This window comes from Niveispirillum sp. FG156, from assembly GCF_057809555.1.
This window is the reverse complement of record NZ_JBMDKE010000009.1, coordinates 160,231-176,592: the sequence shown is the minus strand read 5'-3', so window position 1 is coordinate 176,592 and position 16,362 is coordinate 160,231. Positions and strand designations below refer to the sequence as shown.

Genomic DNA, 16,362 nt, shown 5'->3' with positions numbered 1-16,362 from the left:
TTCAATAAGGGCAAACCAAGCTTACCAAACTGTCCGCTCACCGGGGACCAGCTCTGAGCTTCCGTCCTCCCATCGGGACACCGTACTGGCGTTGCCCCCGATCTTGCGAGCAAGCGCCGTCATGCTCGGAATCCGTTGAGCTTCCCTGGCCTGCGTTAGGCGACCGGGAACGAAACCTGGCGTACCCATCTTCATCGCACTGTCTCCCAATGCGACGAGGGCCATTTGGCCAGCAGCGAACGCGGTTCGGATATCGTGGCCAGCGCGAGGATGATGCCATGCTTGCTGGTGGCGCCCTGGAACCGGTGGAACGGCTGGTAAACCCGCTTGTCGGTGTTCGGGATGACATCCCCGGCCAGGGGAACGCCGCCATGCTTCAGGCACAACTCCGTGAAGGCACGGGACTGCATGCGGAACCGGGCCTGCCCGATCAGCTCCCTCGCCGGGCGGCCCGTCAGGCCGGACCTCTCCTTCACCATCTCCGCGGCCTTCTGCGCCTCTGCCGGACATGCATCCAGCAGGTCGATGAACAGGTCGCGGGGAAAGGTCTGGGTAAATCGGGGTAGCAGCGATTCGCGGCTCATGGGACATCTCCAGCCATGCGTTATGGCTGAAAAATTCCATGGGATTTTGCGTAAGCAAGTCAGTCATGAAAATTATTGCGCTTGAACCCATGCACTGCTGCATGGGCATGAGGCGAAGTCGTACAGGATAGCGTGGCACACGGGTGGCCGCTCGCCACTCAAAAATAGTATTTCCGATACATCATACGCCGTGGCCTTAGTACTACAGTTGCATTTTCTGTGTTTGATAGTGGGCGAGAGCGGCGTTTGCCTGATGTCGTCGCCTCCAGATCGAGCAGTCGAGTATGGCGTCGATGTCGGTGGCTGCCGGGAACCGGATGCGTGCGATGAGGCGCCTGATTTCGGGAACGGAGGGGATGAGGGCCTTGAGGCGGTTCAGGCGGCGATTTGGGTTGCCGGACTCCTTTCTCGTTCCATTTGGCCTCAGCGTCCCGGCGCAGGTCCGCAGCCAGTTTAGCGAGGAAAGCAGCGGCCGCCATGCATAGGGTCATGTGGCGGTGCCAGCCGTGCCGTGATCGGGCCTCGCAATGGTCGAGGCCTAGGTCGTCTTTGGTGCGCTGGAAACATTCCTCGATAGTCCAGCGCGGCCCGGCGGCACCGGCCAGTTCAGCCATGGCGGTGCCGGCCGGTGCAAAGACGAAATAATAGGCCCGCCTGCCCGGATTGTGCCGGTTGCGGCGGATCAGGACCCAGCGCTCGAACCCTTCGTCACAGGTCCAGGCCAGCGGGATCCGTGCCCAGTCGTAAAGGCGCAGGCCCATGGCGCCTTCGCCGGCAGCCAGACGGGTCCAGGCTTCGGCCGGCAGGTCATCGGCCATAGTCTGCGGGTCAGTCTGCAACAAGCCTTCCGCTGTCAAGAACCGCAAGGTCTGGTTGGAACGGACGGCGAGTACATAGGGCTGCCGACGCCCCTCCAGCATGCGGCGCAGGCCGCCGTCCGAACCATACAAGGCATCGGCCAGCACCCAGGCACAGGTCACGCCACCATCCAGCGCCGCCGCGATCAGATCACGGGCGATCTGTGTCTTTGGTGCGAATGTTACGTCCTCCGGCACCTGCGCCTTCGCCCGGCGAGCCGTGTCCCCGCCCCAGTCCTTCGGCAGATACAGCCGACGGTCGATCAGTGCCTGGCCCCACGGCCCCGCATAGGCCAGAAACACACCAACCTGGTAATTCTCGATCCGGCCCGCCGTCCCCGAATATTGACGACCGACCCCAACCGAATGGGCGCCCTTCTTCACAAAGCCGGTCCCATCCACTCTCGCCCACTGTCAAACACAGAAAATGCAACTGTAGTACTAGGGTGTGTTGAGATTCAGGGTGCGGTCTTTCTAACCCATTGAAACTCATAGATTGCCTCCCCGGCGAAGGCCGGGGCCCAGGGGCCAGGGGCCCGACCGATCAGCAGCGTCGATCAACGCAGCTTCGAGGTTTGAGCCTGTGACCCCTGGGCCCCGGCCTTCGCCGGGGAGGCAGGTTTTCTCAATCTTAACAGTCCCTAAGCGGGCCTCTTTATGCCCGCCTCCGTCACTACGCGGTCGAACTCCGCGATGGCGCAGATGATGTGATAAAAACTGCTGGCCGGGGCCGGCTCGTCCACGAAGGTACCGTCGTGCGACAGCCGGTCCCACCACAGGCCCTTCACGGGCGTGTTCAGATAGAGCGACAACCCGTCCGCCGCCTTTGCGGCTTGGCTCCAGTATTGTTCCTCGCCCGTGATTTCGGCGGCTAGCAAGGCGGCCTTCAACCGCTCCGTCTGTGGCCACAGACGGGCAGTATGATCATGGATACTGAAATCATCCAGCAGGCTGTTGAATGCCACACCACGCGCTGGATCGACCCCGTATGTTTCCCCGATTTCCAGCAGGCGCAAACCGGCCCGCGTGCCATCGGCCCGCCCGCGTGCCCGGCCCCAGCGCAGCAGCAGCCAGGCCCATTCGAACTGATGCCCCGGTTCCACGATCCGCCCCGCCTCACCAGCCGCCGGATGCCAGGACGCGTCGAAGAACTCTCGCAGCGCGCCCGTGGCCGGGTCGATGAAGCGCGAAAGGGCCAGTTCGGCGATACCGTCGGCCATGGCGGTCCAGCGCATGTCCCCGCCCGCCTCTTCCCAGGCAAGCGATGCCTCCAGCAAATGCATGTTAGGGTTGGATTGCAGGGGCAGGGCATCGGGGTCCAGCAGCGCGAAGCCGCCCAGCCGGTCACAGCGTCCGATCAGCAGGTCACGCAACGCCGTGGCCACCCGCTCCAGTTCCGCCCGCTTATTCAGCGCGCGGGACGCATGGGCCAGCGCGAACAGGGCGAAGGCCTGATCATACAGGTCGGCACTGTCATCCAGCACCTGGCCATCCGCCGCCGCCAGCGTGCGGAACAGGCCATCCGCGCGGCGGTAACGCGCCAGATAGGCATCCAGGGCGCGATGCACAATGCTGCCCGCCGGTCCTTCCCAACCAAGCGCAGGGGCCGTGGCATAGGCATAGATCTGTCGTGGCTGCACCCGTGCCCGGCGGGGCAGGTCCACCGGCTGTCCCGTCTTGTCCAGTTTCTCGTGAAAACCATCGCGCGCATGGTCGTATCCGGCATCCCACCATAGGGGGAACGCATGCTCAACGGCCCAGGTCACCAGGGCATCGCGGCGGCGGGCGGCCTCATAAAGGGGGGATGCGAACATGGGCATTGATCCTCGGGGCTTCCGGTCGGGTGGCGGGTTATCGCCAACAACGTTCCGTCGCCCCCATTGTTGCCTATTCTTCGGCGGTTTTCATCAGGACCGAACGTCCCGGCAGCAGGCGGTGGTTGAAGGGCAGGATGGCGGCCCCCACGGCGGGCGCATCGGCGGCCATGGCGGCGCGGCGCAGGGGGGCCAGGATCGGCACCTGTCCCCGGCCCGCCTGCATGCGGGCATTCACCGCCACCGCCAGTTCATCCACCAGCGGCGCCGGCAACCGCCCGCCGATGAACAAGGCCTGTGGGTTGATCAGGCAGGAAATGGCCAGCATCGGTCCGGTCAGCAGATCCGCCGACAGTGTGATCCAGTCGGCCAGGGCTGCCTTGCCCGCCTCGTTCAGCGACAGAAGGTCGTCGGGCTGCGTCACCCGCTGGCCGCGCGCTTCCATATGATCGAACAGGGCCGACAGCGACACAGCATCCTGCAATGCCGCCGCCTTGGTTGCGGGATGATGGACCGGCAGGAACCCGATCTCTCCAGCCCGGCCATCGGCACCCCGGAAATATTGCCCATCCAGGACCAGCCCGCCGCCCAGCCCCCGGCTGATCAGCAGGTAGAAAAAGCTGGGATGGCGCAGACCCAGACCGAACTGCGCCTCGCCCAGGGCTGCCGCCGTCGCGTCATTCTCCACAAAGATGGGCAGGGCCGGCAGGCCCGTGAATAGCGACGGGATATCGGTCTGGTTCCAGACCTCATATTCGTCCGGTTGATGCGGCAGATGCACCCGGCCCAGATCGTCCGGCAGGGCGATACCCAGCCCGATCAGGCGCTTGGCCTTGATGGTGCCTTTAGCCAGGATGGCCGACAGTTCGGTGCGCACAAACTCAGCCACCTCATCCGGCAGGGCGAAATCCACCTCCCGCGTGGCGCGCGCCCGCACCTGACCCAGCAGGTCCAGCACCACCAGGGTGATATGGTCGCGGTCGATATTGACGCCGATGGAAAAGCAGCCATCGGGATTGATGGCCAGCTTCATGGCCGGCTGTCCCCGCTGCCCCAGCAGCCTTCCGGCCTCCAGGATCAACCCTTCGGCCAGCAGACGCTTGGTGATGTTGGCAATGGCAGGGGCCGTCAGCCCGGTAATCTCCGCCAGATCGGCCCGCGTGATCGGACCACCGACCCGGATCGCCTGCAACGTCACCCGCTGATTATGATCCCCCGCCCGCTCCAGGTTCGTCCCCGACAGGCTGGCCCCCACGGCGGCGGGGATGGCGGGGGAGGGATCAGACGGCTGGGACATGGGCGGGGGGCGGCTTTCGGGCATGCGCGGGGGTGAATGCTTCTGGAATACGCTGGCGGGGGGCAGAGGGCAATGGGGCTTTGTTTTCATTGACGCCTATCGACTTCAGCGCCCATATCGATAGAAGCAATGTTTCACGGCTGGGTGAGCGCGATGACGCCGTTAAGCGATGCGGAGCTTCTGTCGCTGTTGGATGATTTGGAGTCTGACCGGAGCGAGCGCAAGCAGGACTGGAAGGGCGATGTTGCCAACAAGGCACGCCAAGCTGTCTGTGCCTTCGCCAACGACCTGCCCAACCATGATCGGCCCGGCGTGTTGTTCATCGGCGCCCGCGATGATGGCAGCCCGGCTGGTATCATCGTGACTGACCAGCTTTTACAATCCCTTGCCCATATCAAAACGGATGGGCAGATCGTACCGCCGCCAACCTTGATCGTGGAGCGCCGGCGATTGAAGGGTGCGGAGATGGCGGTTGTCACCGTCTATCCCGCCGATGCGCCGCCGGTTCGATATGATGGCCGCATTTGGGTGCGCACGGGCCCCCGCCGCGATATCGCCACGGCGCAGGATGAGCGGATATTGAACGAAAAGCGCCGGTTTCGGGATCGGCTGTTCGAGGCGCAACCGGTGCGCGGTAGCAGCCTGGATGATTTGAGTCGGCTTGATTTTGAACATGAATATCTGATCAATGCCGTGGCCCCGGATATCTTGGCCGCCAATGGCCGCACCTATGAGCAGCGGCTGGCGTCCTGCGGTATGGTCATCGCTGCGGACGAACCGGTGCCGACCGTGCTTGGCCACCTAGTACTGGGCATCACCCCGCGTACCTGGATACCGGGGGATTACATCCAGTTCCTGCGCATCGACGGAACGGAGTTGAGCGACCCCATCATTGATGCGGCTGAAATTGACGGAACTCTGTCGATGAAGCTGCGGCAACTGGACGAAAAGCTTCGGCTGCACCTTGCCAGCCGCATTGACTTTACGTCGCAGGATCGTGAGGTGCGGACCAGCCCCTATCCGTTGGCAGCCTTGCAGCAATTGGCGCGGAACGCCGTGATGCACCGGACCTATGAAGGAACCAATGCGCCGGTTCGGCTATACTGGTTCAATGATCGGGTTGAAATACTGAACCCCGGCGGCCCCTATGGCGTGGTGACACGTGAGAATTTCGGGCGGCCCGGCTTTACGGATTATCGCAATCCGCAACTGGCGGCGGCGTTCAAGATTTTAGGTTATGCGCAGCGGTTTGGCGCTGGGATCGCCAATGCGCAAGACCTGATGAAGAAGAACGGTAACCCACTGCTGGAATTCAATGTGCAGGACAATTTCGTCCTGGCGACCCTCAGGAAGGCACCATGAGCGTTCCGGTTCTGACCTTTTTCAACAATAAGGCGCGGGTTGGACGGACATCGCTTGTCTTCCATCTGGCGTGGATGTTGTCGGAAATGGGCCGGAAAGTGGTGACCATCGATCTGGACCCTCAGGCCAACCTGACATCGGCATTTTTGCAAGATGAGGCGTTTGAGGCGATCTGGACGAAGAATACGCCGACTGACTATGGCACCACGATTTTTCAGTGCGTGAAGCCCTTGTTTATCGGGGGTGATATTCTGCCCCCGGAAACACAGGAGATAACGCCAAACCTGCATCTGGTACCGGGGGATCTCGCCCTGGGGGGAATTGAGAGGGGGCTGTCGGCTGAGTGGTTCAAAGCCATTAACGGCAGCGAAAACATGCCCCGCTCTCTGCTGACCTTGTCATCTTTCTGGCAGGTTGCGCAGGTAGCCGCCAAGGCACATGGGGCGGAATTCATTCTGGCAGATACAGGCCCGAATTTTGGGGCTATCAGCCGATCAGCTTTGACCGGATCGGATTTTGTCGTGGTGCCATTGGCACCGGATCGTTCAACCGTGAGCGTGCTGGAAGACCTTGGCTGCACGCTTGTTGAGTGGTGTGCCGATTGGCAGGCTTTAAGAAGCAGATGGCAAAATCCGGATCAACTGTTACCCAGCGGTCAAATGATTCCACTTGGTTACGTCTTGATGCCATATATTAACGGAAGGTTTAGTCAAACAGACGTTAACCGTTGTTCATCGGAAGAAGTTGACCAATCCTATCGGGAGTTTCTGCGGTCATTTCCACTATCAGAAGCAGTGCAAACGAAACATTGCTTGGCAGAGATTAAAAATAGTCGGAGTTTGGTCTCTATTGCGCAAGATGCGCGGAAGCCTATGTTTAAACTGTCGGCTGCCGACGGCGCGATGGGCGCTCTGGCCGTTGCCGTTCGTAACGCCGAATCAGATTTTTGGCATCTCGCTTCAGAGATCATTGAGCGGACGGCAATACCCAGTTATCTGGACTGATTGACATCCCCTTGACCAACACCCCCCAAAAGGCGGAACCTGAAAGAACTACATAATTCCTGATGTTGTTCTGTGAGGCTGCCCATGAGCGCCACCCCGGTTCCTCTGACCCGTGAACTGCTGCCAAAACTGGTCACTACCCTGCGCGAAGGTTACGGCCTTGCCGCGCTGCGCGCCGATGCCATTGCCGGGCTGACGGTGGCCATCGTGGCCCTGCCGCTGGCCATGGCGCTGGCCATTGCGTCGGGCACGACGCCAGACAAGGGGTTGGTCACCGCCGTGGTTGCGGGGTTCCTGATTTCGGCGTTGGGCGGCAGCCGGGTACAGATCGGGGGGCCGACGGGGGCGTTTGTCGTCGTTGTGGTCGGGGTGATTAATCAGCATGGCTATGATGGCCTGGTGCTGGCGACCCTGATGGCCGGCATCGTCCTGGTGGCCGCCGCGCTGCTGCGGCTGGGGCAGTGGATCAAGTATATCCCCGAACCTGTCGTGACCGGCTTCACCGCCGGCATCGCCGTCATCATCTTCTCCAGCCAGATCAAGGATCTGCTGGGCCTGTCGATGGGAGGTGTCCCGGCGGAGTTCATTGATAAATGGCCTGCCTTCTGGGCCGCGCGCGACACGGTGGGGGTGGCTGCCCTGGTCGGGCTGGGGGCATTGGCCTTGATCCTGGGACTGCGCCGCTGGGCGCCCAAGATACCGGGGTTTCTGGTGGCCGTGGTACTGGGCTCTGTTGTGGCCTTCGCCCTTGGTCTGCCGGTGGAAACCATTGGTTCAAAATTCGGCGGTATCCCTGATCATCTGCCGATGCCGGTGCTGCCGGATATTACATGGGTGAAGCTGCGCACCCTGCTGCCAGCAGCATTGACCATCGCCTTTCTGGCAGGGGTCGAGTCGCTGCTCTCGGCGGTCGTGGCGGATGGCATGACGGGGCGGCGGCACCGGCCCAATGCCGAATTGCTGGCTCAGGGGGTGGCCAATACGGCGTCGGCCCTGGTGGGTGGGCTGCCGGCCACGGGGGCGATTGCGCGCACCGTCACCAATATCCGGTCGGGTGCCCGCTCGCCTGTCTCCGGCATGCTGCATGCGGCCTTCCTGCTGCTGTTCATGCTGGCCTTCAGCGGGCTGGCCGCCTTCGTGCCGCTGGCGGTGCTGGCCGCTGTGCTGGTGGTGGTGGCCTGGAACATGAGCGATGCCGGACGGTTCCTGCACGCCCTGCGCACAGCCCCGGTCAGCGACCGGGTGCTTCTGGTCACCACCTTCACTCTGACCATCGCGATCGACCTGACGGTGGCGATCGAGGTCGGGGTGCTGCTGGCGGCTGTGCTGTTCATGCACCGCATGTCGGAAAGCGTGGCCGTGTCCGACAGCGGGGAGCAGCCGGGTCTTGCCAAGGGTCTGCCGGCAGGGGCCGCGCTTTACCGTATTGATGGACCGATGTTCTTTGGGGCGGCACGCAAGCTGCTGGATGTGCTGGACCGCACCGGTGGTGCGCCGCGTGTCCTGATCCTGGATATGAATGCCGTGCCCATGCTGGACGCTACCGGCGCCGACGCCCTGTCCACCCTGGTGGTGCGGGCGGGCAAGCGCGGGGCGCATGTGGTGATGGCGGGGGTGCAGCGCCAACCGCTGGGCGTGCTGCGCGGATTGGGCCTGCGCCACCGCAAGGGGCCGGTGATCTTCGCCGCCGATATTGCGCGGGCCAAGGCAGAGGCAACGCATCTTCTGTCCGAAGGTTCCGGCACCAGCGCGGGAGGCAGCCCGGCGAGCGGGGCGGATTGACAGCGCCGCTGCTTTCGCAGTCAATGCCGCGCTTGTACCGATCCCGATCCGGTTGATGATGACCAAGCTTGTTTACCTGTGCGACTGGCTGCCGCCTGATTTCGGCGCCGTCGGCCAATATGCCGTGATGCATTGCCGTGAACGCGCGGCGTTGGGCTATGACGTCACGCTGGTGGGCCTGACTTCCGGTTCGACGGCGAGCCTGGAAGAAGAAACGGTTGGCCCCGGCATCGTCCGCACCCTGCGCCTGCCGGCCCCACCGCTTGACCGCGCCAGCCTGGGCCGGCGTTTGGCCTGGACCATGCGCACCAATGCCATGCTGATCAGCCGGGCCTGGAAATACCTGTCGGCGGCGGATGAGATCCTGTTCACCGGGTCGCCGCCCTTCCTGCTGCATTTCCTGGTGCCGCTGAATGTCCTGCTGCGCAAGAAGCTGATCTATCGCATCGCGGACTTCCATCCCGAATGCCTGATCGCATCGCGGACCAAGCCGTCCAAGGTGCTGGACGCGGCCCTGGCCCTGACCATCTGGCTGCGCCGCCGGGTGCAGATGTTTGAGGCGTCGGGCGAGGATCAGGTCCGCTTGCTGCGCCGGTATGGCATCCCCGCCGATAACATCGTGTTGAAGCGTGACCCGCCGCCCGTCGAACTGACAGGCGATGAGGTGCCGCTGGCCATCCCGGCGGAACTGGCGGGCAAAAAAATCCTGCTTTATTCCGGCAATTGGGGTGTGGCGCACGATACCGACACTTTCATCGACGCCTATATCCGCCATCACCGTACCGGCAGCGGCACCGTCGGCCTGTGGCTGAATGCCATCGGGGCCGGGGCCGATGTGGTGGAACAAAGGTTGAAGGATGAGGGCCTGCCCGTGGCGCGCGGCCGTCCCGTGCCGTTCGGCGATCTGGGCCGCCTGCTGGTCACGCCCGATGCGCATCTGATCACCTTGCGCGACGGGTTCGTGGCCTATGTCATTCCGTCCAAGACCTATGGCTGCATCGCGTCAGGCAAGGATGTGCTTTATATCGGCTCGCCTGAATCGGATGTCGACCTGATCTGCCGTGAGGGTCAGCGCGAGGGCCAGCGTTACATCCGCGCGGATGTTGGCGATGCCGATGCGGTGTTCCGGGCGCTGGAGACGCTGGGGGCGTAACGGGTTCGCGTTCGGCGTGGGTTCACAATTCTGCCGCGACGCGGTAGAAGCACGGTTTGTTCGCCGCTGGCGGGGCGGTCAGGCGGTTCCTTTAACGGCGGTGGGCCAACCATCGCCCCGGAGAGTAGAAGCATGTCGCGTAAGGTTGCCTTGATCACCGGCGTCACCGGCCAGGATGGTGCCTATCTGTCGGAACTGCTGCTGTCCAAGGGCTATATCGTCCATGGTCTGAAGCGCCGCTCCTCCTCGCTGAATACGGCCCGCATCGACCATCTGTATCAGGACATCCATGAAAAGGATGTGCGGTTCCAGCTGCATTACGGCGACCTGACCGACAGCACCAACCTGATCCGCATCGTGCAGGAAACCCAGCCGGACGAGATCTATAACCTGGCCGCGCAAAGCCATGTCCAGGTCAGCTTCGAGACCCCGGAATATACCGCCAATGCCGATGGCATCGGCACGTTGCGCCTGCTGGAGGCCATCCGCATCCTGAAGCTGGAAGAAAAGACCCGCTTCTATCAGGCATCCACGTCGGAACTGTACGGTCTGGTGCAGGAAGTGCCGCAGCGGGAGACGACGCCGTTCTATCCGCGCAGCCCCTATGCCGCCGCCAAGCTTTACGCCTATTGGATCACGGTGAACTACCGCGAGGCCTATGGCATGCATGCCAGCAACGGCATCCTGTTCAACCATGAAAGCCCGATCCGCGGCGAAACCTTCGTGACGCGCAAGATCACGCGTGCCGTGGCCGCCATCCATCATGGCAAGCAGGATTGCCTGTATCTGGGCAATCTGGACGCCAAGCGCGACTGGGGCCATGCGCGCGACTATGTCGAAGGCATGTGGCGCATCCTGCAGCAGGAAAAAGCCGAGGATTACGTGCTGGCCACGGGTGAAACGCACACGGTGCGCGAATTCGTGGAACGCGCCTTCGGCCATGTCGGCAAGAATATCGAATGGAGTGGTGAGGGTGTGGACGAGGTCGGCGTGGATGCCGCCAGCGGCGCCGTCCTGGTCCGCATCGACCCGCGCTATTTCCGCCCGACCGAGGTTGACCTGCTGCTGGGCGATCCGGCCAAGGCCAAGGAAAAGCTGGGCTGGACCCACACCACCTCCTTCACCGATCTGGTGAAGGACATGGTTCAATCCGACGTGAAGCTGCTGGCCTGACTGGCGCCCCAAAGGAACGGATGATGAGCGATCTGAAGCCCTATGACCTGACGGGCAAGCGCGTCTGGGTCGCCGGCCATCGTGGCATGGTGGGTGGCGCCGTTGTGCGCCGCCTGCAATCTGAAGGGTGCACCGTTCTGACGGCAGGCCGCGATACGCTGGACCTGACCCGTCAGGCCGCGGTGGAGGAATGGGTCGCCGCCAACAAGCCGGACGCCGTCGTGGTGGCCGCCGCCAAGGTCGGCGGCATCCTGGCCAATAACAGCTATCCGGCGGATTTTCTTTACGAAAACCTGATGATCGAGACGAACATCATCCAGGCGTCGTTCCGCAACAATGTCGAAAAGCTGCTGTTCCTGGGTTCGTCCTGCATCTATCCGAAGCTGGCACCGCAGCCGATGACGGAGGATGCACTGTTGACCGGCCCGCTTGAGCCGACCAATGAATGGTACGCGATCGCGAAGATCGCGGGTATCAAGCTGTGCCAGGCCTACCGCAAGCAGCATGGCTGCGACTATATCTCCGCCATGCCGACCAACCTTTACGGCATCGGTGATAACTTCCATCCCCAGGGCAGCCACGTCCTGCCGGCCCTGATGGCCCGGTTGCACGATGCCAAGCGTGACAGGCTGCCGGAGGTCACGATCTGGGGCACCGGCAAGCCGCTGCGCGAATTCCTCTATGTCGATGATCTGGCCGACGGTCTGGTCTATCTGCTGAAGAATTACAGCGGCTATGACCATGTGAATATCGGCACCGGCCAGGAAGTGTCGATCCGTACGCTGGCCGAACAGGTGGCCGCCACCGTCGGCTGGCAGGGCCGGTTCGCCTTTGACGCGACCAAGCCGGATGGCAGCCCGCGCAAGCTGATGGATAATGCCAAGCTGGCCAAGCTGGGCTGGACTGCCAGGACCAGTCTGGCTGAGGGGCTACGCCTCACCTATCAATGGTTCCTGGAAGAGGGAGCCAAGGGCGGGTTGCGCGGGATCTGATCCCGACGATCCTTCCAGATCAGGTGCTGAAAGGCCGGACGGCGATGGCTGTCCGGCCTTTCGCATTTCTGCGCGCGGTGGCGTGCGCTTCGGCCCGTTATAACAAAATCACCTTCCGCAATAGCATCCCTATGCTTGTTCCGTTGGGGTGACGGCGCGACACTTCCCTCAACGCAACCTCACCCATTTGATCCAATCACGCCGCCGGCAGGGCCGGGCGGCCAAGGGGGAAGTCATGTCCTGGTATGCCCTTGCTACGCTTGAACATGCCGATGGTCCGGCTGCACTGGTCCTGCCTGACGGGGCCGTTCTGCTCTCGGCCCTTCCCGATGCGGGTGAGGTGGGCAGCCTGTCAGTCACGGACATCATCCGCCGCTGGACCGACCTGGAGGCACGCATCGACCGCCTGGCCGTGGCCGCCGACAATGGCGCGCGGCAGGGTAATGTGGCGCTGACAAAGGCACCGCGCACCGCCGTACCGTTCCAGCCGTTCCGCATCTTCGGTGCTGCGTCCAACTATATCGAGCATGCGGCGGAGATGGAGACGAAACTGGCGGCCAAGGTGGACAGCACGCCGTTCGTCTTCATGAAATCCCAATCCAGCATCATCGGCCCGGATGAACCCGTGGTTCTGCCGCCCGAAAGCCAGAAGGTGGATTGGGAGGTCGAACTGGGTGTGGTCATCGGCAAGGCCGGGCGGCGTATCCCGGAGGCACGCGCCCTGGACCATGTCGCGGGTTATGTCGTGGTCAACGATATCTCCGCCCGCGACCTGACGCGGCGCACCGACTTTCCGTTCAGCCATGACTGGTTCCGTGGCAAGAGCTTTGACAGTTTCACGCCTGTCGGCCCCTGGTTCGTGCCGAAATCCTGCGTGCCTGACCTGCACCGCCTGCGCCTGACCCTGTCGGTGAACGGGGAGATGATGCAGGACGGGACCAGCGGCGACATGATCTTCAATACATTCGAACAGATCGCCTATCTGTCGCGCCTGCTGGAACTGCGCCCCACCGACCTTCTGGCCACGGGCACGCCCGCCGGAGTGGGCATGGCGCGCGGCATCTTCCTGAAACCCGGCGACCGCATGGTGGCCGGAATCGAACATGTGGGCGAGATTGCCAATCCCGTGATTGCGGAGGGTTGAGATGCGCCGCTTTGCCCGCATAGTGACCGCCGCCACCCTTCTCACCGCCGGTCTGCTGCTGGGCGGGTGCGGGGAGGACAAGCACGCGGCGGAGAAGGTCACCTTCAACATGTCCTGGCTGCCGCAGGGCAGCATGGCCGGGGTCATCCTGGCCATCGACAAGGGGTTCTATGCCGAAGAAGGGCTTTTGGTGGAGGCGGTGCGCGGTTTCGGCGGCATCCGCACCGCCAATGAGCTGGACCAGGGCATGTTCCAGTTTGGCTATGCCGATCCGCTGGCCGTCATCCTGAACCGTGCCAATGGCGGGACGGCCCGCATGATCGGCGCCATTAGCGACCGCTGGCCCGCCGGCCTGTGCTTCATCAAGGAACGGCACAAGGTGGAAAGCCCTGCTGATCTGGCCGGCATGGTGGTCGGTGGTGGCCAGAACTCCCCCATGCAGGTGCTGGTTCCGGCCTGGCTGGACAAGAACGGCGTGGACAAGGGCAAGGTTACGCTGATGCAGCTGGACCCTGCCGTCGTCGTCGCCTCCCTGGTGGAGGGTAAGATCGATGCGGGTGAATGCTGGCTGGGCAATTCCCTGCCCCTGTTCCGCCGCCGGGCGGAAGAGGCGGGGCTGAGCCTGGGCTGGCTTGCCTATGCCGACTTCAACCTCGACATCTATGGCAACGGCCTGATCAGCAGCGACAAGGTCATCAAGGAGCGGCCCGAACAGGTGCGCGCCTTCCTGAAGGCTACATATCGCGGCTACGCCGCCGCCCTGGCCGACCCCGACGCTGCGGTGGCCGTGATGCTGAAACATTACCCCGTGCTGGACGCTTCCATCACCAAGCAGCAACTGCTGGAAACCGGCGCATTGCTGAAGCATCAGGCCCGCGCCGGCTGGATGGAAACCGACCGGGTGGCCGGCACGCTCGACTTCCTGCGCGGCGCCTATGGGCTGAAGGCGGATGTGAAGGTCGGCGACGTGTTCACGACCGATTATCTGCCGTAGGTCGCGGGTGAGGCGGAGCCGAACCCCGACACTGATTGGCACCGTGGTTTGTCGGGGTTCGGCCTTGCCTCACCCACGACCTACGGTAATCAGACAAGGAGCCACATCATGTTTCGACCCAAGCCGTTGAAGCTCGGCCATCTGGTGCTGAAGGTGCGGGATATCCAGGTATCGCTGGCCTTTTACCGCGACATTGTCGGGCTGGAAGTGTCCGACTGGATCGACGGGCACATGGTCTTTCTGCGGGCCGCCACGGATCATCACGATCTGGCCCTGTTACAGATGCCGCCGGATCAGGCGGCACGGCACGACCCCGCCACGTCCCCCGTGGAGCATTTCAGCTATCAGGTCGCCGATATGGCGGAGATGGAGAAGATCACCGAATTCCTGATGGAGCGCGGTGTGTCCATCGACCGGGGATATGGGCGGCATGGGCCGGGCGGCAACACTTTCATCGTGTTCAAGGACCCGGACGGCAACAATGTCGAATTCTATTCCGACATGATCCAGGTGGATGAGGACCATCCCCATACGCCCGCCATATGGCCCGGCAAACAGATGTACACGTTCGACCGCTGGGACCTGGAGAAATTCGTGGTTCCGCCGCCGGCCCGCATCGAACAGCTGAAAAAGGGAGGGGGGAAATGACTGGCACGATCCGGCGTGTGGCCGAGGTACTGCTATTCTGCGTCGCCCTGATCATCCTGTGGGAAGGCGGGGTAAGGCTGTTCGAAGTGAAACCCTATCTGCTGCCCTCGCTCTCATCCATCGCGGAGGAGACGTGGAGAGCGCGGGCCCAGCTCTGGCAGCATTCGCTGGTCACGCTGGGGGAGGTGGCTTTGGGTTTCGCCTTCGCCACCGTCCTGGGCGTGGCGCTGGCGGCCCTGATCTTTTTCGTGCCGCTGGCCCGGCGCACGCTCTACCCGTTTGTGGTGGCGCTGCAATCCATCCCAAAGATCGGGCTGGCGCCCATCATCGTGGTCTGGTGCGGTTATGGGCTGGCATCAAAGGTCACCATGGCCTTCCTGTTCGCCTTCTTCCCCATCGTCATCACAACCCTGGGCGGTCTGGCCAGCACGCCGGCCCATCTGGAAGAACATTTCCGGGCATTGGGAGCCCGGCCCTGGGCGTCATTCTGGCGGCTGCGCGTGCCGGCGGCCCTGCCCAGCTTTGTCGACGGGGCCAAGGTTGCCATGCCGCTGGCCGTCATCGGGGCCATCGTGGGGGAGTTTGTCGGGTCCAATGATGGATTGGGCAATCTGATCCTGATCGCCACCGGGTCATCGCAGACGGCCCTGTCCTTTTCGGCCCTGCTGGTCGTCACGGGCCTGTCGCTGGCCCTGTTCTATCTGATCGAGGCATTGGGGAGGCTGGTATGGTGGCGGCAGGGTTGAAGCCCGTGGCGGAGATGGCCCCGACGGCCATCGTCATCGACGGCGTGACCAAGCGCTTTGGCGGTTTGACGGCGCTGGAGAATGTGACGGCGGACATAAGCGACCGGGAATTCGTTTCGATCCTGGGGCCCAGTGGCTGCGGCAAGAGCACCTTGTTGCGCATCCTGGCAGGCCTGGTCGGGTGCGAGGAAGGGGGCATCGACATTTTCGGTGCGCGGGTCAGCGGCCCCCGCGATGATGTCGGCGTGGTGTTCCAGACTGCCAACCTGCTGCCCTGGCTGAATATCGAGGCGAATTTGCGCCTGGGCCTGGAAATCCGGCACGGCACGGCGGCGGCGCGGGCCGCCGATATCGGACCGATGGTCGAAACGCTGGGCCTGAAAGGATTTGAGAAGCATTTCCCGCATCAGCTGTCGGGCGGCATGCGCCACCGGGTGGCCATCGGCCAGACTCTGCTGTGCGATCCGCGCGTGCTGCTGATGGATGAGCCGTTCGGGGCGCTGGACGCGCTGACCCGTGACCGGCTGAACATGGAATTGCTGCGCATCTGGCAGCGGGATGCCAAGACCGTGGTCCTGATCACCCATTCCATCGCGGAGGCGGTGCTACTGTCCGACCGGGTGCTGGTGATGTCGGAACGGCCGGGCCGGGTGATCCGCGACGTCACCATCGACCTTCCCCGTCCCCGCGACCCCAGCAAGACGCGCGAAAGTGCGGCGTTCGGGGAATATGTCGTGGAGTTGAGTCGGTTGATGGGCGTGGGGTGAGAGGCTCCTTCCTCCCTCGTCATCCCGGCGAAAGCCGGGACCCAG

Annotated in this window: 14 protein-coding genes and 1 pseudogene; 11 read left to right on the top strand and 4 right to left on the bottom strand. The window is 63.0% G+C overall.

Going from position 1 to position 16,362, the window contains the following annotated elements; genetic code table 11:
• Nucleotides 1–191 precede the first annotated feature (191 nt).
• The 4 genes and pseudogenes from ACODSP_RS07890 to ACODSP_RS07875 all read right to left on the bottom strand — a co-directional run bounded on the left by ACODSP_RS07890 (nucleotide 192) and on the right by ACODSP_RS07875 (nucleotide 4,552).
• The gene (locus ACODSP_RS07890; protein ID WP_488965068.1) at nucleotides 192–584 is read right to left on the bottom strand and encodes a hypothetical protein; all 393 of its coding nucleotides are present in this window, start codon (nucleotides 582–584) and stop codon (nucleotides 192–194) included.
• Nucleotides 585–959: 375 nt separating this feature from the next.
• Nucleotides 960–1,843, bottom strand: a pseudogene (locus ACODSP_RS07885) (IS701 family transposase); the annotation flags it as partial.
• 239 nt (nucleotides 1,844–2,082) lie between these two features.
• Complete coding sequence (locus ACODSP_RS07880; RefSeq protein ID WP_488965067.1) at nucleotides 2,083–3,255, bottom strand: AGE family epimerase/isomerase; 1,173 nt, start codon at nucleotides 3,253–3,255, stop codon at nucleotides 2,083–2,085.
• A 73-nt stretch (nucleotides 3,256–3,328) separates the two neighbouring features.
• Nucleotides 3,329–4,552, bottom strand: coding sequence for an ROK family transcriptional regulator (locus ACODSP_RS07875; protein WP_488965066.1), 1,224 nt, complete (start codon nucleotides 4,550–4,552; stop codon nucleotides 3,329–3,331).
• A 153-nt stretch (nucleotides 4,553–4,705) separates the two neighbouring features.
• Between ACODSP_RS07875 and ACODSP_RS07870 the strand changes: the two genes are divergently transcribed.
• From ACODSP_RS07870 to ACODSP_RS07820, 11 genes are all read left to right on the top strand, one after another.
• Nucleotides 4,706–5,914, top strand: a complete 1,209-nt coding sequence (locus ACODSP_RS07870) for an ATP-binding protein (RefSeq protein WP_488965065.1) — start codon at nucleotides 4,706–4,708, stop codon at nucleotides 5,912–5,914.
• The gene (locus ACODSP_RS07865; protein ID WP_488965064.1) at nucleotides 5,911–6,918 is read left to right on the top strand and encodes a ParA family protein; all 1,008 of its coding nucleotides are present in this window, start codon (nucleotides 5,911–5,913) and stop codon (nucleotides 6,916–6,918) included. The genes ACODSP_RS07870 and ACODSP_RS07865 overlap by 4 nt, the downstream gene beginning before the upstream one ends.
• Before the next feature lie 84 nt (nucleotides 6,919–7,002).
• Nucleotides 7,003–8,700 (top strand): SulP family inorganic anion transporter, encoded by a 1,698-nt coding sequence (locus ACODSP_RS07860; RefSeq protein WP_488965063.1) that lies wholly within the window; start codon nucleotides 7,003–7,005, stop codon nucleotides 8,698–8,700.
• Between the two features lie 55 nt (nucleotides 8,701–8,755).
• Nucleotides 8,756–9,853: a glycosyltransferase family protein gene (locus tag ACODSP_RS07855; RefSeq protein ID WP_488965062.1), complete on the top strand. Its 1,098-nt coding sequence runs from the start codon at nucleotides 8,756–8,758 to the stop codon at nucleotides 9,851–9,853.
• Between the two features lie 132 nt (nucleotides 9,854–9,985).
• Complete coding sequence (gene gmd, locus ACODSP_RS07850; RefSeq protein WP_488965061.1) at nucleotides 9,986–11,026, top strand: GDP-mannose 4,6-dehydratase; 1,041 nt, start codon at nucleotides 9,986–9,988, stop codon at nucleotides 11,024–11,026.
• A 20-nt stretch (nucleotides 11,027–11,046) separates the two neighbouring features.
• Nucleotides 11,047–12,018, top strand: coding sequence for a GDP-L-fucose synthase (gene fcl, locus ACODSP_RS07845; protein WP_488965060.1), 972 nt, complete (start codon nucleotides 11,047–11,049; stop codon nucleotides 12,016–12,018).
• A 235-nt stretch (nucleotides 12,019–12,253) separates the two neighbouring features.
• Complete coding sequence (locus tag ACODSP_RS07840; protein WP_488965059.1) at nucleotides 12,254–13,162, top strand: fumarylacetoacetate hydrolase family protein; 909 nt, start codon at nucleotides 12,254–12,256, stop codon at nucleotides 13,160–13,162.
• Nucleotide 13,163: 1 nt separating this feature from the next.
• Nucleotides 13,164–14,156, top strand: a complete 993-nt coding sequence (locus ACODSP_RS07835; protein WP_488965058.1) for an ABC transporter substrate-binding protein — start codon at nucleotides 13,164–13,166, stop codon at nucleotides 14,154–14,156.
• 108 nt (nucleotides 14,157–14,264) lie between these two features.
• The gene (locus ACODSP_RS07830) at nucleotides 14,265–14,804 is read left to right on the top strand and encodes a VOC family protein (protein ID WP_488965057.1); all 540 of its coding nucleotides are present in this window, start codon (nucleotides 14,265–14,267) and stop codon (nucleotides 14,802–14,804) included.
• The gene (locus ACODSP_RS07825; protein WP_488965056.1) at nucleotides 14,801–15,550 is read left to right on the top strand and encodes an ABC transporter permease; all 750 of its coding nucleotides are present in this window, start codon (nucleotides 14,801–14,803) and stop codon (nucleotides 15,548–15,550) included. Before ACODSP_RS07830 ends, ACODSP_RS07825 begins: the two co-directional genes overlap by 4 nt.
• Nucleotides 15,532–16,317, top strand: a complete 786-nt coding sequence (locus tag ACODSP_RS07820; RefSeq protein ID WP_488965055.1) for an ABC transporter ATP-binding protein — start codon at nucleotides 15,532–15,534, stop codon at nucleotides 16,315–16,317. Before ACODSP_RS07825 ends, ACODSP_RS07820 begins: the two co-directional genes overlap by 19 nt.
• The last annotated feature ends 45 nt before the right edge of the window (nucleotides 16,318–16,362 follow it).

Coding starts and splice junctions, on each gene's coding strand:
- ACODSP_RS07890 (WP_488965068.1), bottom strand. CDS start 584: ATGAGCCGCGAATCGCTGCTACCCCGATTTACCCAGACCTTTCCCCGC.
- ACODSP_RS07880 (WP_488965067.1), bottom strand. CDS start 3,255: ATGTTCGCATCCCCCCTTTATGAGGCCGCCCGCCGCCGCGATGCCCTG.
- ACODSP_RS07875 (WP_488965066.1), bottom strand. CDS start 4,552: ATGTCCCAGCCGTCTGATCCCTCCCCCGCCATCCCCGCCGCCGTGGGG.
- ACODSP_RS07870 (WP_488965065.1), top strand. CDS start 4,706: ATGACGCCGTTAAGCGATGCGGAGCTTCTGTCGCTGTTGGATGATTTG.
- ACODSP_RS07865 (WP_488965064.1), top strand. CDS start 5,911: ATGAGCGTTCCGGTTCTGACCTTTTTCAACAATAAGGCGCGGGTTGGA.
- ACODSP_RS07860 (WP_488965063.1), top strand. CDS start 7,003: ATGAGCGCCACCCCGGTTCCTCTGACCCGTGAACTGCTGCCAAAACTG.
- ACODSP_RS07855 (WP_488965062.1), top strand. CDS start 8,756: ATGATGACCAAGCTTGTTTACCTGTGCGACTGGCTGCCGCCTGATTTC.
- gmd (WP_488965061.1), top strand. CDS start 9,986: ATGTCGCGTAAGGTTGCCTTGATCACCGGCGTCACCGGCCAGGATGGT.
- fcl (WP_488965060.1), top strand. CDS start 11,047: ATGATGAGCGATCTGAAGCCCTATGACCTGACGGGCAAGCGCGTCTGG.
- ACODSP_RS07840 (WP_488965059.1), top strand. CDS start 12,254: ATGTCCTGGTATGCCCTTGCTACGCTTGAACATGCCGATGGTCCGGCT.
- ACODSP_RS07835 (WP_488965058.1), top strand. CDS start 13,164: ATGCGCCGCTTTGCCCGCATAGTGACCGCCGCCACCCTTCTCACCGCC.
- ACODSP_RS07830 (WP_488965057.1), top strand. CDS start 14,265: ATGTTTCGACCCAAGCCGTTGAAGCTCGGCCATCTGGTGCTGAAGGTG.
- ACODSP_RS07825 (WP_488965056.1), top strand. CDS start 14,801: ATGACTGGCACGATCCGGCGTGTGGCCGAGGTACTGCTATTCTGCGTC.
- ACODSP_RS07820 (WP_488965055.1), top strand. CDS start 15,532: ATGGTGGCGGCAGGGTTGAAGCCCGTGGCGGAGATGGCCCCGACGGCC.